Below are 21,972 nucleotides of genomic sequence, written 5' to 3'. Positions count from 1 at the left end.
CAGACGGCCTCTTTACGTTCTGTTATCGGCCAAACAGGCAGTTCCACCAACTGCATACTTGGTAAAGGCACACACCCTACCTGAACGGCAAAGGCCGCCTGAAAAACATTTGCGGTTTGCAGACGGCCGGCAGGAACGCGTGCGCCGCCGTGGCGGTACACCCTAGGGGCAGAGAATAGGTACGCCGCTCGGGCGGCACTGTCTATACGGCGGAAGCTGCGGCCAGATAGGCCGCCAGCGGTTTGGGCAGGCCGTAGCCGGCCAGTTCTTGCGGCGGCACCCACAGGCCGTCTGAAAAGTGTCCGCAACCATCCTCCGCACAGGCCTGCGGCGGGTGCGGCCTGCGGCATTGTGCGGCGAAGGGGGTAACCAGCAGCAGGCGGTGGGTGAGGCGGTGGGTGATGGCGGCCTGCTCTTCAAGGCTGTCTGCCGACAGGCCGTAGCGTGCTGCGGCTTGGTACAAATCTTCGAGGGCGGTGAAACAGGGCACGCAGTAGAGGCCGCCCCAGATGCCTTGGGCGGGACGTTTTTCCAGCAGCAGTGCGCCGTCGGGGCGGCGCAAAACCAGCCAGTAGAGCGGCAGGGTCTGCACGGCTTGGGCGGCTTTGCGGCGGGGCAGTTCCGCCGTGCGGCCTTGGGCGCGGGCTTGGCAGATACCTGCCATCGGGCAGGCGGCGCACAGGGGTTTGCTCCGTTTGCAGACGGTCGCGCCCAAGTCCATCAGGCCCTGGGTGTAGGCGGGCATATCGGCGGGCGCGGGCGGCAGCAGGCTTTCGGCCAGCGTCCACAGGCTTTGGCCGAATTTTTTGTCGGACGGATCGCCGTCGCGGGCGAAAACGCGGCAGAGGACGCGTTTGACGTTGCCGTCGAGGATGGCTTCGCGGCGGTGGAAGGCGAAGGCGGCAACGGCGGCGGCGGTGCTGCGGCCGATGCCGCTCAGGGCTTCGAGTCCGGCGCGGGTGTCGGGAAAGATTCCGCCGTGTTGCGCCATGATTTGTTTGGCGGCTTTGTGCAGGTTGCGGGCGCGGCTGTAATAGCCCAGCCCCTGCCAGAGGGCGAGCACTTGGTCTTCGGGGGCGGCGGCGAGGGCGGAAACGGTGGGAAAGGCGGCAAGAAAGCGCGGGTAGTATCCGGCAACGGCGGCCACTTGGGTTTGCTGCAACATGATTTCGGAGAGCCAGACGCGGTAGGGGTCGCGGCTGTGCCAGGGCAGGTTGTGGCGGCCGTGTTTTTGCTGCCAGCGGATCAGGCGGGCGGCGAAGGTGTCGGAGAGGCCGTCTGAAAACTCATTGTGTCCGTTTTCAGACGGCCTGCGGGTTTTTGCGGCGGCGGCGGTGTGCATGGTTGTTCTTTTTTATAGTGAAACAAGGCGCGGGGCCGTCTGAAACGGACACGGCGGCAAGGGTTTTCAGACGGCCTGAGGCGGCGGCAGTTCGACGGTTTTGCCTTTGTATCCGCACAAATCATTGACAATACATTGGCCGCACAGCGGTTTTTGCGCTTTGCAGACGTAGCGGCCGTGCAGGATGAGCCAGTGGTGCGCGTCCAAAACAAATTCGTCGGGGATGACGCGCATCAGCTTGTCTTCGACTTCGCGCACGTTTTTGCCGGGCGCGAGGTTCATGCGGTTGCTGACGCGGAAGATGTGGGTGTCCACCGCCATGGCTTTTTGGCCGAAGGCGGTGTTGAGGACGACGTTGGCGGTTTTGCGGCCGACTCCGGGCAGGGCTTCGAGTTCTTCGCGCGTTTGCGGCACCTGTCCGCCGTGTTTTTCGATGAGGAGGCGGCAGGTTTCGACGATGTGTTTGGATTTGGTTTTGTAGAGGCCGATGGTTTTGGTGTATTCCATGATGCCCTCCAGCCCCAATGCGAGCATGGCTTCGGCGGTGGGGGCGGCGGGAAACAGGCGGGCGGTGGCTTTGTTTACGCCTTTGTCGGTGGCCTGGGCGGAGAGGAGGACGGCGATTAGGAGCTGGAAGGGGCTGTCGTAATGCAGCTCGGTTTGCGGATGGGGATTGGCTTCGCGCCAGCGGGCGAAGATTTCGCGGCGGGTTTGTCGGTTCATGTTTTGCTGTTTGGTATTTTTGTATTTTTCAGACGGCCTGTGCGGGCGGGATTGTAACCGAACGTGGCGGCGGCCGCCCGTATGTGCGTTCCGGCCGCACCGCCGCCGTTTTCAGACGGCCTCTGCCATAGCGCGGGGCGGAGGCAGGGCGGATTCCGGGCGGCCGTGCAGGGCTTGGAAGGCGGGTTCGAGCAGGTCGGCGGCGGCGGTAATCTGCTGGGTGAGGATGTGTGCCTGTTCGCTGTCGGGCGCGAGGGCGGCAAGGGCGGCGCGGCTGTCGGCAAGGCGGGCGGCAAAGGCGGCATCGGACAAATCCGGCAGCTCGCGGGCAAGGGCGCAGACGGCGGCGGCGGCGGGAAACCATTGGTGCAGGAAGGCCTGGTGTTCCGCATCGCGGCTGAGGGTGTCGCGGTATGCGCCGAGGGCGGAGATGTAGCCGATAAGGGAATAGTTGATTTTGAGCAGGCGGAAGCCGTCGTGCAGGCGGCTGCCGTATTTTGCCGGTTCGCCGGACATATCGGACAGGGTGCTGGACAGGGCGGCGGCGCGTTCGTGGGCAAGGCGGCGGGCGGCGCGGTAGGCCACGTCGTCGCCGCCGCCGCGCTCCAGCCCGCCGATCACGGCATTCAGATAACCCGCGTCGGCGGCAATGGCGGCGGCTCCGGTTTTGTCCAGCCGCAGATAGTGCCAGTCGGGCCAGATGTAGGACACGGCGGCCCAGGCCAGCAGGCAGCCGATTACGGTGTCGGCCATGCGCATGGGCAGGGCCTGGGTAATGTCGTAGCCGGCGATGGAGAAGCTGATGAGTGCCTGAATGGTGATGAAAAAGGTGGAGTAGCTGTATTTGTTGGCGCGGAACAGGAAAAAGAGTGCCACGCCGGCCGCCATCACCATCAGCTTGGCTTCGAGCGACTGGGTGAAATAGGGCAGCAGCGAGCCGACGATTACGCCGCCGAGTGTGCCGGTAATCCTTTGTTTCAGACGGCTTTGGGTGGCGGAGTGGTTGGGCTGGCAGACGAAAACGGCGGTGAGCAGTATCCAGTAGCCGAAATTGAGATGGAGGGTTTCGACGATAAGGCCGCAGACGATAACCAGCAGCGACATGCGCACGGCATGGCGGAAGGTGGCCGAACGGGGGGTGAGCTGGGAAAAAATGTTTTTGGCCGCATCGCGCAGCTTGGCGGAATCGTGGTGGGCGATGCGCTGGTCGGCTGCGGGGTTTTCGTCCAGGCCGCTGTCGAGGGTGGAAAGGCGGTGGTTGATGTTTTGCAGGTTGCCGGAGAGGCGTTGCAGCAGCGGCGTTTCGGGCGAATCCGCATGGGCGGCGGCATAGTGGGCGGCAGACTGTTTCAAACCCTGGCGGGCGCGCGTGAGGCGGGCATCGGGTTCGTAAACGCGGTTTTCGCGCAGGCCGGCGGCAATGTCGCGGCAGGCCTGCGCCTGCAATTCCATCAGGCGCAGAAAACGGAAAATCAGGTCGGTGTTTTTCAGCTTTTCCGCCGTGTCGCGGTAGCTGATGTGGCTGGAGCTGGCGCGTTCGTGGATGTCCTGCGCGGCAAAATAATAGCGCAGCATACGGGTGGTGCGCGGGTGGCGGTGCTGGCCGCGCATCCGGTAAAACAATGCGCTGCGGCAGAGGTTGAAGGCCTGAATTACCCGGCTGTTGGCCATTGCCAGCGCAATCTGCCGCTCTTCGAGGCCGCCGGTTTCGTCGGGATCGAAAAAGCCCGCTTTGGCATCGAGGTATGCGCCCAGCGCGTCGTATGCGTCGGCGGTGTTTTCCTGCACGGTGCGGTGCGGCAGCAGGATGTGCAGGAACAGGGCACAGAGGCTGTACAGCCCCGCGCCGCAGAGAATCATCAGCGGATTGAGATACCATACCGCCGCGCTTGCGGGATCATAGGTGAGCGTGGTGTACACGGCCACCGCCAGCGTGCCGAAGGCGATGGTGCGGTAGCGCAGGCCGACCGCCCCGGCCATAGTGAACACAAAGGCCAGAGCCGCCATCACCGGCAGGAAAAAAGCCCGGTGTCCCAGCGCGGCCTGCGCCGAAAGCGAAGACACGGCAAAGGCCGCCAGCGACACCGCGCTGTTTTTCAGACGGCCTGCAAGTGCGTTGTCCAAATCCACCAGCCCGCCGGCAATCACGCCCAACACCAGCGGAATGGCAACGCTTTGCAGGCTGAAGCGGTAAACAAGCAGGGCAACGGCGGAAACGGCAATCAGGGGCGGCAGCACGGCCACGACTTTGCCGCTGACGGGCGGGGTTTTGAATTTCATGATACGGACGGAAAACAGACGGACGGATGGCGTTTTGGCGCGATTGTACACGCTGCCGCGCCATCTGAAACGGCGGATGGCGTGGAAACACCGCCGATGCCCGCCACCGCCGCGCCCCTGCGTGCCATAATCCCGTTTCCGCCCGCCCGCCAGGAATCTGCACCATGCACACCGCCCAATACGCCGCCGCGCTTTTTGCCGCGTTTTCTGCCTGCCTGCCTGCCGCCGCAACCGCCGCAGAATCCCTGCGCTGGGAACAGGAAGCCTCGGCATACCACCGCACGCCCGACCCGCAGCTCAAACGCGGCCTCGCGCTGACCGAACAAGGCCTGTCCGATCCGGCCATCAGCGGCAAGCCGTCAGCCCGCCGCAACTTCACCGTATGGGCGGCACAGGTTTTGGCAACGCAGCCGCAGCAGACCGCACACTGGTGCGCCGCCCTGAAAAAACACGGCGCAGACAGCCGCACCGCCCCGATCTTCAAACTCGCCGCCACGCCCGAGGGCAAACGCTGCACCGACACCCTCAAACTCACCGCCGCCGAACGCGAATCCCTGGACAAACTGCCCTCCGCCGCCGAACTGGCCGCCGCCCCGCCCTCCCCCGCCTCGCTCGACGACCGCTGGATTGCCTTCTACGTTACCGGCCAAAGCCGCTATGTCGAAGAAATCGCCGCCTACGTTGCCGATAACGCCCTGACGGACGGGCAAAACGGCAGACCGCAACACCCGCACGCGGCCTACGAACGCATCACCTTCGCCGCCGCCCGCTGGTCGCTGGCCTCCAATATGCGGCAATATCCCGAAGTGCGCCGCGCCGTCGAACGCTATGCCGCCACCCTGCCCGCAGACAAACGGCAGGCCCTGCAAAAGGCATTAGACGGAAAATAAGGCGCGGCCAAACCCTCTGCCCGCCTGCCAAACCGTTTTTCAGACGGCCTCCCCTGCGCCGCCGGTACGAAACAAGCCCCGCCGCAGCGGGGCTTGCCTGTTAAGGAATATAGTGAAACAAATAAATGAAAAAACAGATGCTGGTGTAGGGTGTGCGGCGCAAGCCACGCACGCGGTTGCAGAATGCCTGCAAAACAAAGAACGCGTGCCCCGCTTGGGCGGCAAAGCCACACAGGCCGTCTGAAAACGGACAAAGTGGGTTTCTGCGGATGCTGGTGTAGGGTGTGCGGCGCAAGCCACGCACGCGGCTTCAGAATGCCTGCAAAACAAAGAACACGTACCCCGCTTGGGCGGCACACCCTACCCGCCTGCCGACAGCAGATGGATATTATCGTGTTGTTTCACTATACCGCTGCCGGCGGCTGCACGGACACCGTGCTTTCCATTGCCCGCAGACAAAAAATTCCCGCCGCAGCCCGTTGCGGGCATACGCGGGAATGGCGGCAAAGCCACACAGGCCGTCTGAAAACGGACAAAGTGGGTTTCTGCGGATGCTGGTGTAGGGTGTGCGGCGCAAGCCACGCACGCGGTTGCAGATGGACAAAATGGATTTCAGCGGGACAAAAGCGCAACGGACACGGCGGATTGCAAAGCCGGACAGCCGCAGCAGGCCGGTCGCGGGTACGCCCCGCTTTTCAGACGGCCTGCAAAAAGTCCCGCAGCCTTTTGAGTTCCTCCCACGCTTCCGCCCTAAGCTGCGGCCGCCGCAGAATGCTGGCGGGATGGGGTATTTTAAACACGGGCAGCCCCGCAAACGCGCGGCCGATGGCGGCGGCAAACTGCGGCTCTTGGGCGAAACGGCCGAGCAGCACCACCGCCTGTGCGCCGCAAAGCCCGCACTCCGCCTGCATCCGCGCCGCGTCGGCCTCCACCTGCGCGGCCGAAGGTTTGAACTCCACCGTTTGCAGCCAGCTTGTGCGGCGCACCTCGTCTTCGGCCAGGCCGATGGCGGCAAACATTTTGCCCAGCAGCACGCCGTCTTCGCCGCCGAACACCCGTCCCGCCGCCAAATCTTCCGGCGCGGGGCAGACGCTCACCGCCATCACGCGGGCGCGGGCCACGCTGCCGGCAAGGGCGGCCTTGTGTTCCTCCGCCGACAACGGCGCGGGCGCAGACGCGGCGGGCTCCGCACGTGGCTGCGGGCTGTAGCGCAGCGCGGCGCGTTCCTGCGTTTTGTAATAACCGCCTATGCTGCTGCCGACGGCGGCCATTGTGGCGGCGCGGGCATTGGCTGCGGCGGCGGATGCGCGGCGCGGCGCGGCAGGAGGCAGAGCGTCCGCCACACCGCCGGCAGCGGCAGACTCCGGCGGCGGCACGGCAGAGGCCGTCTGAAAAACGTGGGCGGCAGCGGGCGGCACGGCGGACGCTTGGGCAGACAGTCTGGCGGAAGGCGCGGCGGCACGGCGGTTTTCCCCCTGTGCCGCCGCCTTTGCCTCCTCCTGTGCGGCGGGCAGGACGTGTGCGCCGCGTTTGAGCCACATCGGGCCGAGTTCCAAGGCTTCGTGCAGGTGCAGATAGCGGCTGCTCAACATATTTTCTCCATAATCAGCGCGTCTTCGCGCCCGCCCTCCGGCAGGGAATAATAGGCAGGCCGCCGCGCCGTCTCCGTAAAGCCGTATTTGCGGTAGAGCGACTGCGCGGCTCCGTTGCCCGCACGCACTTCCAAAAACAGGCGTTCGGCGTTTTGCGCGGCGCAATCGTCCAGCCAGCGGCGCAGCAGCGCGGCGGCAAAGCCCTTCCGGCGGGCGGCGGGGGCGGTGGCAATCAGGTGCAGCTCCGATTCGCCCGCCACGCTCTGCCACACGGCAAAGGCGGCGGCGGCATGGTTTTCCTCCGCCAGCAGCACGGTGCAGCAGCGGTTGTCCAAAGCCGCGCGAAACTGCCCTTCCGACCACGGCGAGGGATTGCACGCGGCATCGATGGCGGCCATGCGGGCGCAGTCGGCGGCGGATGCGGCGCGGATGTTCATGCCGCCCCCGACGCTTTGCGTGCCGCCTGCTCGGCGGCGGTGAGGGCGATTTTGTCGCGCACATACAGCAGCGACGCTTCGGCGGCATCGCAGGCGGGATAATCCCCCGTCTGCGCCAGACGCAGGTAGTCTGCCGCCGCAGGCATCGCGGGCGAACCGGCAAAGGGCGGCGGATCGGGCAGGGCGAAGGCATTGCCTATGCCGTCTGAAAACGCCACACCCGCCGGCGCGGCAATCTCCGCCGCCCGTCCGACGCAATAAGGCGAAAGGCGGCGGCGGTGTTCCGTGTCAAACCAGGCGTAAAACACTTCGCCCATCCGCGCGTCTGCCGCCGCCAGCACCCCGCGCCCGCGCACCAGATACGCCGCCGCGTCAAGGCAGGGCACGCCCACCAGCGGCACGCCGAACGGCGCGGCCAGCCCCTGCGCCACGCCCAGCCCGATACGCAGCCCCGTAAACGCGCCCGGCCCCTGCGCGTACACCACCGCCGCCAAATCCGCCGCACCCGCACCTGCCTCGGCAAACAATCCGGCAATCTGCGGCAGCACCAGCTCCGACTGGCGGCTGCCCGCTTCCGTGTGGCGCACAAACAGCCCGTCTGCGGTTTGCAGCGCGAGCGAGAGAAAGGACGTGGAGGTATCGACGGCGAGGACGGGGCGGGAGAAATCGGGCTGCATAGCGGGTTGCGCCAAAAGGAATAAAGGCGCGGATTATAACATTTGAGGCCGTCTGAAAATCGTTCAGACGGCCTCAAACCCAGTCGGAAACGGCGGCCAAACCCCCGCCTGCGGCGCATTTTGGCGTTGCGCGCCGCCGCGCATCAAGCCGCATCCGCGTTCGGAAGCGTGCAGGGCATCGGCTGACCTGCGGAGGCCGGCGCGGCCACGCACGCGTTTTCTGTTTCAGCCGGCCGTGTTCGCGTACTGGCAACAGCCGCGTGCGTGGCTGTGCCACACCCTGCATGACGTTGGTAAACCGTTTTCAGACGGCCTTTCGGTTTGCACGCAGCCCTTTGCCCCCTGCGCCCGTGTACAGCCCGTGCGGGGGAGGGAATACGGGGTTGGTCAAACCTGTTTGGCCTTATGCCCCAAGATGTCCCAAGACGGAAGGCGGATTGCCGATTCAAATATTTTCAAACTGTCGGACAGCCGCTGCAACCCGGCCAAGATTCCCGCCTGCGCGGGAATGACGGCAGGTGTGGCGGTTTTTCAGACGGCCTTTCTGTTTGCAAGGCTTTAAGCAACCCGCTGCCTTTTACTCCCTCCCCCGCGCCCGCGCGGGGGAGGGTCGGGGAGGGGGTGGCGTTGCGCGGCAACGCTGGCACGGCGGAACCGTTTTCAGACGGCCTCAAGCACCATCCCCGCGTCTTTCATCTGCAATACGGTATTGCTTTCGGACGGCAGGCGGCGTGCAGCGTCCGCCGTTCAGGCCGCAATCTCAAACCGCGCCGATACCAGCCCGGCCAAGTCCAGCTCCAGCACATCGCCCGCCGCCAGCGCGCCCACCCCTTCGGGCGTGCCGGTAAACACCAAATCGCCCTCGTGCAGGCCGTAATCCGCCGCCAGCGTGCGCAGCAGCGTTTCCAAGGGGAAAATCATATTTTCCAAACGCCCGTGCTGCCGCTCCCGCCCGTTCAGCCGCATGGAAAAACCGCGTTCGCGGACGGCGGCCAGAGCCTGTGCGCCAACGAAATCCGACACGCAGGCCGCCTGCGGAAAGCCTTTGGCACGCGTCCACGGCAAACCCTTTTCCTGCGCCTGCCGCTGCCAGCCCCGCTCGGTCAGATCCAGCCCCACCGCGCAGCCGGCCACCGCGTCCGCAATATTTTCCGGCGCGGCCGCAGCTTTGCCGATCAGCAGCACCAGCTCCGTTTCGTAATGCACATTGCCCGCCCCCGCAGGCAGGCGCACCTGCGGCGCGGTATTCAGCGCGCTGTTCGGTTTTAAAAACACCACCGGCGCGGCAGGCTTCTCATTGCCCAGCTCGGCGGCATGGGCGGCATAATTGCGGCCGATGCAGAAAATATTGTTTACCCGCACCTCGCGGCCTTCGAGAGAGATATAAGCCATCCCTTTTCCTTTCAAATCATACGGAAAGCGCAAACTATAAGCCCATAGCCGCACGTCGGCAACAGCAGAGGCCGTCTGAAAAAACGGAATCGGCGTTTTCAGACGGCCTGCCCCGTTTTCCCATGCTGAATCCCGCGCGGGCGTATCGCAGAGAGACATACCCGTTTTTTTGCCCGAAGGCAGGGCGTGTCGCAAAGCGGCGCACGCGTTCCCAAAACCTGCGGCACGCGTAAGATCTTCGGCAGGGGACTGCCTCACGGCGCACGCATTTTCCGGTTTCAGACGGCCTCATCATGCCGTTGCACGGCACAAACCGCGTGCGTGGCTGTGCCGCATATCCTGCGGAACAGCAGCGTTGCCGCCCGCGTTTGCTCCGTCCCCATTCCCTCCCCCGCGCGGGCGCAGGGGAGGGAGTGAAAGTGCGGCGGGTTTGCAAGCAAAGAGGCCGTCTGAAAACAGCTTTACGCTTTTTCAGACGGCCTTTCGGCTTCCGCTCTGTCCCGTCCGTCGGTAGAATCTGCCACCCGTCTTGACGAAAGGAGCGCAATTATGGCAACCGAACCGAACCGAACCGAAATTATACCCGAACTAGAAAATAATTTCAACGAAAACAAATTATTACAGCTCAAAAATATTTTCCCCGAAGCCTTTTGCGAAAACCAAATCGACTGGGAAAAACTCAAGCTCATTCTCGGCGCAGACAACCTCGCCCATCAAAACGAACGCTACCAGCTCAACTGGGCGGGCAAAAGCGAAGCCTACCGCACGCTGCAAACGCCCACATCCAACACTCTGTCCCCATGCCCTGACGAATCCGTGGATTTCGACGGCACCAAAAACCTCTTTATCGAAGCCGAAAACCTCGAAGCGCTGAAAATCCTGCAAAAAGCCTATGCCGGCAGCGTGAAAATGATCTACATCGACCCGCCCTACAACACCGGCAACGACAGCTTTGTCTATCCCGACAAATTTTCCGAAACGCGCGAAGAATACGCCCGCCGCGTCGGCGACAAAGACGACGCAGGCTACCTGAAACGCGACGGCGTGTTCCAAGGCGCGTGGCGCAAAAACAGCAAAGACAGCGGCCATTACCACAGCAACTGGCTTTCCATGATACTGCCGCGCCTGCATCTGGCGCGGACTTTGTTGCGCGACGACGGCGTGATTTTTATCTCGATAGATGATAACGAACAAGCGCAGTTGAAACTGCTGTGCGATGAAGTGTTTGGGGCGGAGAATTTTGTTTCGCAAATCTGCTGGCAAAAAAAATATGCGGTTTCAAATGACGACCCGGGAATTGCTGCCATGCATGATTTCATTTTGGTTTATCAAAAAAGCAGTTCTTTTCAGCGTAATCTTCTTCCCCGAACCGAAAAACAATTATCAAGGTATAAAAATCTAGATAATGACCCGCGTGGAGTATGGAGTTCTGATAACTACGTCAGCAATAAATCCAAAAGTGAACGCCCAACTTTGTGGTATCCAATTATTCACCCTAAAACAGGAGAAGAGGTTTGGCCGTCTGAAGATGCCGTTTGGCGATATTCTTACGACAAACATTTGCAGATAGAAAAAGAAAACCGTCTGTACTGGGGAGAAAATTTTAGTTACAACAAACCTAGATTAAAGAGATTTTTATCAGAAATTCAAGATGGTATCGTTCCCTCAACTTGGTGGTCGTTTGAAGAAACAGGCCATAATGACGAAGCCCAAAAAGAAACAGGCAGATTAATTGGCAAAAAGATATTCAGCACGCCTAAACCAATCCGATTGTTAAGCAAACTATTCAGCATCGGTGGCAATTCAGACGATTTAATCCTCGACTTCTTCTCCGGATCCGGCACAACCGCCCACGCCGTGATGCAGCTCAATGCCGAAGACGGCGGCAACCGCCGCTATATCTGCATCCAGCTTCCCGAAGAAACCGACGAAAAATCCGAAGCGCGCAAGGCAGGTTTCGACACCATCGCCGAAATCGCCAAAGAGCGCATCCGCCGCGCGGGCGGGCAGATTTCAGGTAGCCTCAAAAGCGGGCAGAGCGTGGACACGGGCTTTAAAGTGTTCAAGCTGGCGCAAAGCAGTTTCAAGCCGTGGCGGCAGCCTGCCGGCGGTGCGGACGGCCTGATGGAACAGCTGGAAATGTATATCGACCCCGTGCAGCCCGACGCGCGGCCGGAGGATATGGCTTATGAGCTGATGCTGCGGCTGGGCTTGAAGCTGTCCTGCCCCGTGCGTCGGGAAAACGGCGTATTTTGGGTGCAAGACGAAGACACAGGCCGCGCAACCGCGCTGCTGACGGGCTTGGCCGACGGTACGCGGCTGGACGAAGCCCTAATCGACCAAGTCATCGGGCGCAACCCCGCCAAAGTGGCGGTACTCGACCGCCTGTTTGACGGCAACGATGCGCTGAAAACCAACACCGTGCTGCAAATGCGCGACGCGGGCATTACCTTTTTGTGCGTGTGAGGCCGTCTGAAAAACCGCCACATCCGCCGTCATTCCCGCGCAGGCGGGAATCTTGGCCGGGTTGCAGCGGCTGTCCGACAGTCTGAAAATATTTGAACCGGCGACCCGCTTTCCGTCTTGGGACATAAGGCCAAACAGGTTTGACCAACCCCGTATCCTCTCCCCCGCTAGCGGAGGAGAGCTAGGAGAATTCCGGCAGGGCGGCTTTTTCTTGCGCCGTATCCCCTCCCCCGCTTGCGGGGGAGGGCTAGGGTGGGGGCAGTGGCCGCCGTGCAAGCGTTGCCGCGCAACGCCACCCCCTCCCCAACCCTCCCCCGCGCGGACGCAGGGGAGGGAGTAAATGGCAGCGGGTTGCTTAAAGCCTTGCAAACAGAAAGGCCGTCTGAAAACCGCCACACCTGCCGTCATTCCCGCCTGCGCGGGAATGACGGGAAGCAGCCGAAAGGCCGTCTGAAAATCTGAAAAACTGTCCCCGCCTTTGCGGGATAACATTTCCGAAAAAGGAAAAGCCATGCAACTGAAATTCGAACAACTGGATTACCAAACCGATGCGGTCAATGCCGTGCTGCGCCTGTTTGAAGGGCAAGCCGACCGCCGCGAGCCGTTCGGCCTGGAAAGTGCGGGGGCGGAGCGTTTTGTCGGCAACACGCTGGATTTGTCTGATGAGCAAATCGGCGAAAATCTGAACAATGTGCAAAAAACTTTCGGGCAGCCTGAAACCGACATCGGCACGCACGGCCTGAATTTTTCGGTGGAAATGGAAACGGGCACGGGCAAAACCTATGTCTATCTGCGTACGGTTTTTGAATTGAACAGGCAATACGGCTGGAAGAAGTTTGTGATTGTCGTGCCGGGCGTGGCAATCCGCGAGGGCGTGATGCAAACCATCCGCGCCACAAAAACGCATTTTGCCGAAATGTTCGGCAAGCCCGTGATGCATTTCAGCGAATACGACAGCAAACGCTTGGGCGGGCTGCGTAATTTTGCGGCGAATGACGGGATTGAGATTATGGTGATCAATATCCAGTCGTTTGAAAAAGACGGCAATGTCATCAACCAAACCAACGAAAGCGGCGACGCGCCGATTGAGTTCATCCGCCAAACCCGCCCGATTGTGATTGCGGACGAGCCGCAGAATATGGAAACCGAAGGCCGCCTTGCCGCGCTGGACTCCCTTAATCCTTTGTTTGTATTGCGCTATTCGGCAACCCATAAAAACAGCCGCCACAAGGTTTACAGCCTCAATCCCGTTGAAGCCTACAATCAAAGGCTGGTAAAACAGATTGTGGTGCAATCGGTATTGGCGGAAAAAGACGGCAACGGCGCGTTTGTGGAGCTGGTTCAAATGCAGGCGGGCAAAGGCAGCCTGAAAGCCAGGTTAAACATTCATTTCCGCACTCAAAAGGAAACCGGGAAAAAAACGGTTACGGTGCAATCGGGCGATGATTTGTTTGACAAATCGGGCGGCGTTGAGGCCTACCGCCACGGCTATATCGTGAACGGCTTGGACGCGGAAGACGGGCTTGTAGAATTTTCCAACGGCCTGCAAATCAGCCGCGCCGACAATCGGGACGCGCTGCAAGACGAGGTGATGAAAGCGCAAATCCGCTGCACGATTGAAGAGCATTTGAAGCGCGAGAAAAAGCTCAAACCGCAGGGCATTAAAGTGCTTTCGCTGTTTTTTATCGACAAGGTGGAACACTACCGTACGGCAATACGCGGCGCGGGCAAGTTTGCGCTGTGGTTTGACGAGATTTACCGCGAGCTGGCGAAGGAAAATCCAGACGGCGTACACAACGGCTATTTTTCGCAAGACGGCAAAGGCCGTCTGAAAGACACCAAGGGCGATACCCAAGCCGACAACGACACCTATCATTTGATTATGCGCGATAAGGAAACGCTGCTTTCCTTTGACAGCCCATTGCGCTTTATCTTTTCCCATTCCGCGCTGAAAGAGGGCTGGGACAATCCCAATGTGTTCCAAATCTGCACGCTCAACGAAACCCGCTCGCCGCTGAAAAAACGGCAGGAAATCGGGCGCGGGCTGCGTTTGGCGGTGAACCAACACGGCGAACGCGTGCGCGATGAGGGTGTGAACGTGCTGACCGTGGTTCCCAACGAAAGCTACGAGAGCTTCGCCGCCAATCTGCAACAGGAATACGAAGACGAATGCGGCATCAGATTTGCCGCGTCGAATATCAAAAACGGCGCAGACCGTAAAACGCAGACTTTCCGCAAAAACTTCCCGCTCGACCCCGAATTTCAGGCGATTTGGCAGAAACTGGATCGCAAACCGCGCTACCGCGTGCAATACGGCACGGCGGAATTAGTCCGGCAGGCCGCCGAGGCGGTTTCCGGCCTGCCTGAAATCCACGCGCCGAAAATCCAAACGCGCAAGGCGAAAATCGAGCAAACGCTGACTTACGGAATTGAAGCTGTAGAAACCGCCAGCGGCAGCCTGAAAACCGCCATGGCGTTTGCCATTCCCGATATTTTGGGCGAAATCCAAAAGAAAACGGGGCTGACACGCCGCACGGTGTTTGACATTCTCAAGGCTTCCAAACGGTTAGACGATGCGGCGGCCAATCCGCAACGCTTTATCGATTTGGCGGCGGAAAAAATCAACCGCTGCCTGCACGCGCTGATGAGCGGGGGCATTGCTTACGAGTTGGCTGACAACGAACAATACCGCCAAGAGCTGATGCGCAATCTGCAAAAACTGGAGGCCGAAGGCGAAGAGTTTTATTTCGACGAGAAAACCACCTTCCGCGTGCAGAATGCGCAAAAAACCATCGCGGAAAACTACATTCCGCTGGATTCGGAAACCGAAAAAACCTTTGCGCAAAATTGCGAAAACTACGAAAACGTATTGCTCTATTTCAAGCTGCCGCGCTGGTTCAAAATCCCTACGCCGCTGGGCAGTTACAACCCCGACTGGGCGGTGGTGAAACAAAACGGCGAAAAAGCGTATTTCGTTGCCGAAACGAAAAACACGCGCGGCAAAAGCCTGCAATGCGGCGTGGACAGAAGCCTGCTGCGCGAAAGCGAACGCCTGAAAATCGAATGCGCCGAACGCTTTTTCGAGCAGATTCCCGAAGTGCGCTATCAGGATGTAACGGCTCTGGCGGAATTGGAAGAATAAGCCGGACAAAGCGAAAGGCCGTCTGAAAAACAGAATCTGCGTTTTCAGACGGCCGGCTGTTTTTTCCATACAGAATCTTACGTAGGGTGTACCACCCAAGCGGCGCACGCGTTCCGCCGCAATGCAAAGGCCGTCTGAAAAGCGTAAACGGGATTTCGGACGCTCCGAACCCGTATTTTCAGACGGCCTCATTTTCCATTGTTCAAACCGCCATATAAACCGCCGCGCAAACCCGCAGCCGCGTGCGTGGCTGCGCCACATCCTACCTGACGGCAGAGGCCGTCTGAAAAAGTGAAACCTGCATTTTCAGACGGCCTTACGCGCCGTATTCCTGCCACAGGGTTTCTTGCAGGCTGCTGCCGCTTTTGCCGCCGTGTGCTTCGGCACGGACGTAGCTGCCGTCGGGCTGCATCAGCCATGCCTGGCGGTTGTCTTCGAGGGCGAGGGTGAGGCCTTCGCGGATAACGCGGGCTTTGAGGACGGGATCTTCCACCGGAGTGCAGGTTTCGATGCGGCGGAAGAAGTTGCGCCCCATCCAGTCGGCACTGGATATGTAGGTGTCTTCCGCGCCGCCGTTGTAGAAATAATAAACGCGGGCGTGTTCGAGCTGGCGGCCGATAATGGAGCGCACGCGGATGTTTTCCGACAGGCCTTTCACCTGCGGGCGCAGGGCGCACATGCCGCGCACAATCAGATCAATCTGTACGCCCGCCCCGCTTGCGGCATACAGGGCTTCGATAATGTGCGGTTCGATAAGGGAATTGAGCTTGGCGGCGATTCTGGCGGGCTTGCCGGCCTTGGCCTGCTCGGTTTCGCGGCGGATGCCTTCGAGCAGCATTTTGTGCAGGGTAAACGGGCTTTGGTAGAGCTTGTTCAGACGGCCGGGTTTGCCCAAGCCGGTGATTTCCATGAAGATGGTGTTTACGTCGGCGGTGATTTGCTCGTCGGCGGTGATGAGGCCGAAGTCGGTGTAGATGCGCGATGTGCCCTGGTGGTAGTTGCCGGTGCCCAAGTGGGCGTAGCGTTTCAGACGGCCTTCTTCGCGGCGGATGACGAGTGCCATTTTGGCGTGGACTTTGTAGCCGAACACGCCGTAAACGACGTGTGCGCCCGCGTCTTCGAGCCGCTGCGCCCAATTGACGTTGTTGGCTTCGTCAAAACGCGCCATCAGTTCCACCACCACCGTTACCTGTTTGCCGGCAAGGGCGGCGTTCATCAGGGCGTTGGCCAGCTCGGAGGCGGTGCCGGTGCGGTAGATGGTCATTTTCACGGCCACCACGTCGGGATCGGCGGCGGCTTCGCGGATCAGGCGGACAACGGGTTCGAAAGACTGGTAGGGATGGTGCAGCAGGATGTCTTGGCGCGCCGCCGCATCCAGCACCGATTCGTCTTTTTTCAAAAACGGCGGCAGGCTGCCGCTGCGCGGGGCGTATTTGAGGTCGGGGCGGTCGAGCATATCGGGTACGGCCATCAGGCGCACCAGATTGACGGGGCCTTTTACCTGGTAAAGGTCGGAGGGACGCAGCTTGAAATGGCCGAGCAGGAAGCCGTAGATGTGCGGCGGGCAGGTGTCGGCCACTTCGAGACGCACGCCGTCGCCGTATTCGCGGTCGTGCAGCTCGTTTTGGATGGCGGCGCGCAGATTGGTCAGGTCTTCTTCGCCCACCGTGAGGTCGCTGTCGCGGGTGAGGCGGAACTGGTGGCAGCCTTTCACATCCATGCCGGGGAAAAGCAGGTGGACGTATTCGTGCAGGATGGACGACAGGAATACGAAGCCGTCTTCGCCGCCGCAAAGCTCCGGCGGCAGCTTGACCACGCGCGGCAGGATGCGCGGGGCTTGGACGATGGCCATGCCCGAAGAGCGGCCGAATGCGTCTTTGCCGTCGAGCTCCACGGCGAAGTTGAGCGATTTGTTCAAAGGGCGCGGGAAAGGATGGGCGGGATCGAGGCCGACGGGTGTGAGGATGGGCCACAGTTCGCGGTCGAAATAGCCCTTGATCCACTCGCGCTGCGCGTCGCTCCAAGTGTGGCGGCGGTAGAAACGGATGCCCGCCTGACCCAGCGCGGGCAACAGCTCGTTGTTAAACAGCGCGTATTGGTCGTGTATCAGCCTGTGTGCTTCGGCCGAGGCGGCGGCGAAGGTTTCGGCGGGGGTCATGCCGCTGTCGAGCGCGCGGGCGGGATTGCGCTTGTGTTCGCGCCGCAGCCAGGCCATGCGCACTTCGAAAAATTCGTCGATATTCGACGAAACAATGCACAAAAAACGCAGCCGCTCCAACAGCGGCACGCGCACATCCTGCGCCTGTGCCAAAACGCGGCGGTTAAACGCCAAAAGGCTCAGTTCGCGGCACAGCAGGCGGTTGGATTGGGGCATACGGTTCTCCTTGTTTTATTTGCGGGCATCGCGATTGCGAAGGTTTTGAATTGTGAAGATTTGAAAGCGAGTATAAGTCTGCCCGCGCCTTTTTGCCAACCGCCGGGCAGGCGCGGCCGCCGCAGCGTAAAACCGCAAATCCTGATGCAGGTCAAACATTCCTTTTAAGCGCACCATTTAAAATATAATGAAAGCAGCCGCAGCAAAAGCGGCGGAAAATCCGGCAACACCCACCAAACAATACTGCGAGGAAGGCCATGAGCGTCAAACACGAAATACGGGATAACGAAATTTTTGTCTTCGGCTCGAACCGGGCGGGCAAACACGGGCTGGGTACCGCGCTGATGGCAAGGATGAAATACGGCGCGGAAATGGGGCAGGGCTTCGGCTTTGCCGGCAATTCGTTTGCCGTTCCCGTAAAAGACGAGGCACTCAAGCTGCTGCCGATCGAAGACATCGCCGGCTATGTGCAGATGTTTCTCGATTTCGCCAAAGCCAATTTCGACAAACGTTTTTTTGTTACCCCGCTCGGCACCGCGCTGGGCGAATACCACGCGCCGGACATTGCCCCGCTCTTTAAAGACGCGCCCGACAACTGCCGCCTGCCGCCCGAATGGGAAGAAGTGATCGGCAGATAAGCCCGCCACGGCAGACAGGCCGTCTGAAAACCCTGCAAACGGTTTTCAGACGGCCTCTGTTTTTGTTCCCCTCCGCCTGCGGGGGGAGGGTTAGGGTGGAGGCTTCTGCCGCTTGGCCTATATTTTCGACGCGGCAGAAAAGCGGTTCTGCGTACCGCTACCCCCTACCCTGCCCTGCCCCGCGCGGGCGCAGGGGTGGGAGCGGGTTTGCGGCGGGAGGTAAGGTAGGGTGTGCCGCCCGAGCGGCGCACGCGTTTGCTGCGGCCTGAAGTTTAGCCCGATAGGCAACATGAGGCCGTCTGAAAAGCATATTGCCGTTTTCAGACGGCCTGTTCCGTTTTTCCATGCAGAATCCCGCCGTAGGCGTATCGCAGAAAGACACGCCCGTTTTTTTTCCCGAAGGCAGGGCGTGTCGCAAAGCGGCGCACGCGTTCCCAAAACCTGCGGCACGCGTAAGGTCTTCGGTAGGGGGCTGCCCCACGGCGCACGCATTTTCCGGTTTCAGACGGCCTCATCATGCCGTTGCACGGCGAAAACCGCGTGCGTGGCTGTACCACACACCCTACGGAGGGGCGGCATGACGGGCGGAATTAGGACAGAGGGCCGCGTACGCCGCCTGATTGGCACACCCTGCCAGTTGCGGAGCGGACGTTTTTTATTTATCCGCCACAATCGCAGAGGCCGTCTGAAAACCTGCAAAACAAGTTTTCAGACGGCCTCTTTGTTTTTCAGACGGCTTATGCCGGCTCTTGCGGCACATAGCCCTGCACGGCATCCGCGCCGTCGCCGAAGAAGTAGTTTTCCATCTGCTGGGCGAGGTATTCGCGGGCGCGGGGGTCGGCGAGGCTGAGGCGGTTTTCGTTGATCAGCATGGTTTGGTGGCGCGTCCAAGCGTTCCATGCCTCCTGCGATACGTTTTCAAAAATGCGTTTGCCCAGCGCGTTGGGCAGCGGCGGGAATTTCATGCCTTCGGCTTCTTTGCCGAGTTTGACGCAGTGGACCATGCGGGTCATGGCGTTTCCTTTTTTGCGGGTTCAGACGCGCGGATTCTAGCCGACGGGGCCGGCTTTGTACAGAAAGAAGCCGCCCCGCCGGCACCGCGCAGGACGGTCGGAGTTCGGCGGCTTTTCAGCCGAAGGAAACCGGCTCTATCTGCCATTGCGCCAGCAGGCCGTTGAGGGCTTTGAGCTTGGCGGCGCGTACGGGGCGACCCATCCACGAAGGGGCGTTGAGGGCGAAGCGGTTGGTGCCGAAAAGGTAATTGACGCATTCGCACACCTGCATTTCTTTGCCTTCAAAGCGGATTTCGGTGGCACTGGTCAGCATGCCGGTACCCTTTTTCCACAGGCCGCCGCCCTGGGATTTGTAGCCGTTTTCCTGCGCCCAACGCTGCCATTCGGAGCTGCTTTCGGCATTGTCGGGCACGGCGATACGCAAGACGGGGGATTTGTCGGCGGCGGTTTTCGAGCCGTACCACAGCGCGAAAAGGGCGAAACAGATGCCGACGACAATGGAAAAAACGGAAATCATAGGGAAGTCCTTTCGTAAAAAAAACGGGTTGCTTGGAAAACTTGGAAAACGATACCGGCAGCGGAACGCTCCTGCCATATCCGAAGCCGCCCTTATCCGGCAAACGGCGCGATGCGTACGCTTTCGCCGCAGGCGGCGGACAATACCTGCGAGAGCACGGCGAAAAACTCCTGCCCGTCGCGCGTGGCCAGCCATTGGCCGCCGCGCTCGGCAAAGTGGTAGCCGCCGCTTTTGGCGGCAATCCACAGCTCGCGGTTGGGCGTATGGCGGTTGACGATAATCTGCGTGCCGTCCGCCGCTTCGATGGTGAGCACATTGCCCTCGCGCAGGCAGTCGAAGTCCGCGTCCAGGCTGTCCAACGCTTCGTCTATATAGGCAAAGAGGCCGTCTGAATGCTGTAAAAATCCGCTTTCGGTCATCATGGTTTTGTCAGATTGCGTTAAAATGCCGCGCATCTTGCCACAACCCACGGCGAAAAACCATGAAAACACCCGTTTGCTTCCTTGCCGCCGCCCTGCTCTTGTCGGCCTGCGGCTTCAAAGGCGGCCTCTATCTGCCCAAAGAACAAGACAAAGCCGGCTTCGGCGCGGTGCAGACCGGCCTGAAAAAGTCTGCCCGCAAGCCCGAAAAAACCGCCGACGCGCCTGAGGAAGCACAGCCTGCGGAAGCGCGCCCATGAGCCTCTGCTGCGAAAACATCCGCTACACCGAGCTTGCCGAACGCTACGGTACTCCTCTATACATATACAGCCGCGCCGCCCTCGATGAAGCGTTTGCCGCCTACACTTGCGCCTTCGCCGCGCTCGACCCCCTTATCTGCTACGCCGTCAAAGCCAACGGCAATCTTGCCGTCATCCGCCGCTTCGCCGAATTGGGCAGCGGCTTCGACATCGTTTCCGGCGGCGAACTCGCCCGCGTGCTGGCCGCAGGCGGCAGCGCGGCCAAAACCATCTTCTCCGGCGTGGGCAAAAGCGAAGCGGAAATCGAATTTGCCCTGCGCGCAGGCATCAAATGCTTCAATGCGGAGAGCCTGCCCGAACTCGAACGCATCAACGCCGTTGCCGGCCGTCTGAACCTCAAAGCCCCCGTTTCCCTGCGCATCAATCCCGACGTGGACGCGCAAACCCATCCCTATATCTCCACCGGCCTGAAAGACAACAAATTCGGCATTGCCATGCGCGATGCCGAAGCCGCCTACCGCCGCGCCGCCGCCCTGCCCCACCTGCACATTGTCGGCATCGACTGCCACATCGGTTCGCAGCTCATCCGGCTCGATCCCCTTATCGAAGCCTGCGAACGCATCCTCGCCCTTGCCCGCCGCCTTGCCGCGCAGGGCATAGGGTTGCAGCACATCGACCTCGGCGGCGGCGTGGGCATTGTCTACGACCAAGAAGACACGCCCGACCTTGCCGCCTACGCCTCTGCCGTGGCAAAACTCATCGGCGGCAGCAAGCTCGGCCTGATTCTCGAACCGGGCCGCAGCCTTGTCGGCAACGCGGGCAGCCTGCTTACCCGCGTCGAATACGTCAAACGCAACGAAAACAAAAACTTCCTTATCGTAGACGCGGCGATGAACGACCTGATGCGCCCCGCCCTCTATCAGGCCTACCACCGCATCGAGCCGGCCGAAACCCCGTCTGCCGCCCCCTTTGCCGCCGACATCGTCGGCCCTATATGCGAAACCGGCGACTTTCTCGCCAAAGACCGCACCATCGCCGCGCAGGCGGGCGATTTGCTGGTGGTGCGCGGCGCGGGCGCATACGCGGCCAGCATGGCAAGCAACTACAACACCCGCCCCCGTGCCGCCGAAGTGATGGTAAACGGCGGCGAAGCCCGCATCGTCCGCCGCCGCGAAACCATCGAAGAAATGCTGGCAAACGAAAAAGCCTGTTTGTAAACAGCGAAGAGGCCGTCTGAAAACGGTTTCCCGCAAACCGGCCGCGAACAGGAGACAGATCCCGCCGTTGCCCAACAGGCCGCAGGCACCAACAATCTGCCGCAGGAATTTCCGCCGCGCGAGCGTTGCGAAAAGCACACCCAAACCGACGGCAGATATGAAACCGTCTGCCGCAATGTGCCGTTTGCCGCAGAGCAGGAAGCGTATTTCGTGATACCGCAAAACCTGGCTGCGGACAAAACGCAGTTTGCCGACATTGTACAAATTGTCCGGAATCCGCCCTCCTATCCCGACCTGTCATTGGAAAACGCAGAAGAAGGCACAGCCATCGTATGCATTGCCGTCGGCAGTATGGACAACGCCCGCTTCAAACCCGCCCGCTACCGGAACAAACCCGTTTGGCGGGCGGTTTCGCCACAAACCGTGTTTGAACTGAACTAATGCGGCGCGGTTTCCACCCGCAACGGCAGAGGCCGTCTGAAAAACCAAAAAACAGTTTTCAGACGGCCTCATCATGAATCATTCTCTTCCGACGCAGCAATATTTTTCAAGCACATCCCGCCCCGCTTTCAGACGGCCTCCCTTATAATCCG

General features: G+C 60.7%; 20 protein-coding genes. 9 read left to right on the top strand and 11 right to left on the bottom strand.

What is annotated here, in order from left to right; all coding sequences use genetic code 11:
* Positions 1–202 precede the first annotated feature (202 nt).
* The 3 genes from mutY to yccS all read right to left on the bottom strand — a co-directional run bounded on the left by mutY (position 203) and on the right by yccS (position 4,345).
* Positions 203–1,342 (bottom strand): A/G-specific adenine glycosylase, encoded by a 1,140-nt coding sequence (gene mutY, locus DYE40_RS03335; protein WP_115307723.1) that lies wholly within the window; start codon positions 1,340–1,342, stop codon positions 203–205.
* A gap of 66 nt (positions 1,343–1,408) precedes the next feature.
* Positions 1,409–2,065: an endonuclease III gene (gene nth, locus DYE40_RS03330; RefSeq protein ID WP_115307722.1), complete on the bottom strand. Its 657-nt coding sequence runs from the start codon at positions 2,063–2,065 to the stop codon at positions 1,409–1,411.
* Positions 2,066–2,176: 111 nt separating this feature from the next.
* A complete protein-coding gene (yccS, locus tag DYE40_RS03325) occupies positions 2,177–4,345 on the bottom strand; it encodes a YccS family putative transporter (RefSeq protein WP_115307721.1) in 2,169 nt (722 codons plus the stop codon).
* Between the two features lie 164 nt (positions 4,346–4,509).
* Here yccS and DYE40_RS03320 point away from each other — a divergent pair, with 164 nt between their 5' ends.
* Both DYE40_RS03320 and DYE40_RS13075 read left to right on the top strand, forming a co-directional pair.
* A complete protein-coding gene (locus tag DYE40_RS03320; protein ID WP_115307720.1) occupies positions 4,510–5,235 on the top strand; it encodes a hypothetical protein in 726 nt (241 codons plus the stop codon).
* Positions 5,236–5,347: 112 nt separating this feature from the next.
* Positions 5,348–5,479 (top strand): hypothetical protein, encoded by a 132-nt coding sequence (locus DYE40_RS13075; protein WP_281270644.1) that lies wholly within the window; start codon positions 5,348–5,350, stop codon positions 5,477–5,479.
* 451 nt (positions 5,480–5,930) lie between these two features.
* Here DYE40_RS13075 and DYE40_RS13200 read toward each other — a convergent pair whose 3' ends face one another.
* The 4 genes from DYE40_RS13200 to DYE40_RS03300 all read right to left on the bottom strand — a co-directional run bounded on the left by DYE40_RS13200 (position 5,931) and on the right by DYE40_RS03300 (position 9,333).
* Positions 5,931–6,827: a uracil-DNA glycosylase family protein gene (locus tag DYE40_RS13200; RefSeq protein WP_342767797.1), complete on the bottom strand. Its 897-nt coding sequence runs from the start codon at positions 6,825–6,827 to the stop codon at positions 5,931–5,933.
* Positions 6,821–7,264: a ribosomal protein S18-alanine N-acetyltransferase gene (gene rimI / locus DYE40_RS03310; protein WP_115307719.1), complete on the bottom strand. Its 444-nt coding sequence runs from the start codon at positions 7,262–7,264 to the stop codon at positions 6,821–6,823. The genes DYE40_RS13200 and rimI overlap by 7 nt, the downstream gene beginning before the upstream one ends.
* Positions 7,261–7,941 (bottom strand): tRNA (adenosine(37)-N6)-threonylcarbamoyltransferase complex dimerization subunit type 1 TsaB, encoded by a 681-nt coding sequence (gene tsaB / locus DYE40_RS03305; RefSeq protein WP_115307718.1) that lies wholly within the window; start codon positions 7,939–7,941, stop codon positions 7,261–7,263. The genes rimI and tsaB overlap by 4 nt, the downstream gene beginning before the upstream one ends.
* Before the next feature lie 747 nt (positions 7,942–8,688).
* On the bottom strand, positions 8,689–9,333 hold the full coding sequence (locus tag DYE40_RS03300; RefSeq protein ID WP_115307717.1) for a fumarylacetoacetate hydrolase family protein: 645 nt from the start codon (positions 9,331–9,333) through the stop codon (positions 8,689–8,691).
* A 549-nt stretch (positions 9,334–9,882) separates the two neighbouring features.
* Here DYE40_RS03300 and DYE40_RS03295 point away from each other — a divergent pair.
* The 3 genes from DYE40_RS03295 (at position 9,883) to DYE40_RS03290 (ending at position 14,941) form a co-directional block, all read left to right on the top strand.
* The gene (locus DYE40_RS03295; protein ID WP_115307716.1) at positions 9,883–11,799 is read left to right on the top strand and encodes a site-specific DNA-methyltransferase; all 1,917 of its coding nucleotides are present in this window, start codon (positions 9,883–9,885) and stop codon (positions 11,797–11,799) included.
* A 261-nt stretch (positions 11,800–12,060) separates the two neighbouring features.
* Positions 12,061–12,261 (top strand): hypothetical protein, encoded by a 201-nt coding sequence (locus DYE40_RS12790; RefSeq protein WP_218564331.1) that lies wholly within the window; start codon positions 12,061–12,063, stop codon positions 12,259–12,261.
* 49 nt (positions 12,262–12,310) lie between these two features.
* Positions 12,311–14,941, top strand: coding sequence for a restriction endonuclease (locus DYE40_RS03290; RefSeq protein WP_115308265.1), 2,631 nt, complete (start codon positions 12,311–12,313; stop codon positions 14,939–14,941).
* 316 nt (positions 14,942–15,257) lie between these two features.
* Here DYE40_RS03290 and ppk1 read toward each other — a convergent pair whose 3' ends face one another.
* Entirely contained in the window at positions 15,258–17,315 is a 2,058-nt protein-coding gene (ppk1, locus tag DYE40_RS03285) for a polyphosphate kinase 1 (protein ID WP_115307715.1), read from the bottom strand.
* Positions 17,316–17,572: 257 nt separating this feature from the next.
* Here ppk1 and DYE40_RS03280 point away from each other — a divergent pair, with 257 nt between their 5' ends.
* Complete coding sequence (locus tag DYE40_RS03280) at positions 17,573–17,953, top strand: A1S_2505 family phage non-structural protein (protein ID WP_115307714.1); 381 nt, start codon at positions 17,573–17,575, stop codon at positions 17,951–17,953.
* A gap of 737 nt (positions 17,954–18,690) precedes the next feature.
* On the opposite strand, the gene DYE40_RS03275 is transcribed toward DYE40_RS03280, so the two are convergent.
* The 3 genes from DYE40_RS03275 to cyaY form a co-directional block, all read right to left on the bottom strand.
* Positions 18,691–18,966 (bottom strand): oxidative damage protection protein, encoded by a 276-nt coding sequence (locus DYE40_RS03275; protein WP_115307713.1) that lies wholly within the window; start codon positions 18,964–18,966, stop codon positions 18,691–18,693.
* Between the two features lie 115 nt (positions 18,967–19,081).
* Positions 19,082–19,483 (bottom strand): hypothetical protein, encoded by a 402-nt coding sequence (locus DYE40_RS03270; protein WP_115307712.1) that lies wholly within the window; start codon positions 19,481–19,483, stop codon positions 19,082–19,084.
* A gap of 92 nt (positions 19,484–19,575) precedes the next feature.
* The gene (cyaY, locus tag DYE40_RS03265; protein WP_218564330.1) at positions 19,576–19,905 is read right to left on the bottom strand and encodes an iron donor protein CyaY; all 330 of its coding nucleotides are present in this window, start codon (positions 19,903–19,905) and stop codon (positions 19,576–19,578) included.
* 59 nt (positions 19,906–19,964) lie between these two features.
* On the opposite strand from cyaY, the gene lptM reads away from it, so the two are divergent.
* The 3 genes from lptM to DYE40_RS03250 all read left to right on the top strand — a co-directional run bounded on the left by lptM (position 19,965) and on the right by DYE40_RS03250 (position 21,820).
* Entirely contained in the window at positions 19,965–20,162 is a 198-nt protein-coding gene (gene lptM, locus DYE40_RS03260; protein ID WP_115307711.1) for an LPS translocon maturation chaperone LptM, read from the top strand.
* Positions 20,159–21,379: a diaminopimelate decarboxylase gene (gene lysA, locus DYE40_RS03255; RefSeq protein ID WP_115307710.1), complete on the top strand. Its 1,221-nt coding sequence runs from the start codon at positions 20,159–20,161 to the stop codon at positions 21,377–21,379. The genes lptM and lysA overlap by 4 nt, the downstream gene beginning before the upstream one ends.
* A gap of 210 nt (positions 21,380–21,589) precedes the next feature.
* Positions 21,590–21,820 carry a hypothetical protein gene (locus DYE40_RS03250; protein WP_147286566.1) on the top strand — a complete coding sequence of 77 codons (231 nt, stop codon included), beginning with the start codon at positions 21,590–21,592 and terminating at the stop codon, positions 21,818–21,820.
* The last annotated feature ends 152 nt before the right edge of the window (positions 21,821–21,972 follow it).

Origin of the sequence: Kingella potus (genome assembly GCF_900451175.1) — a bacterium.
GTDB classification, from domain to species: domain Bacteria; phylum Pseudomonadota; class Gammaproteobacteria; order Burkholderiales; family Neisseriaceae; genus Neisseria; species Neisseria potus.
Note: the sequence above shows the minus strand (reverse complement) of the source record. Positions and strands in the feature narration are given on the sequence as shown.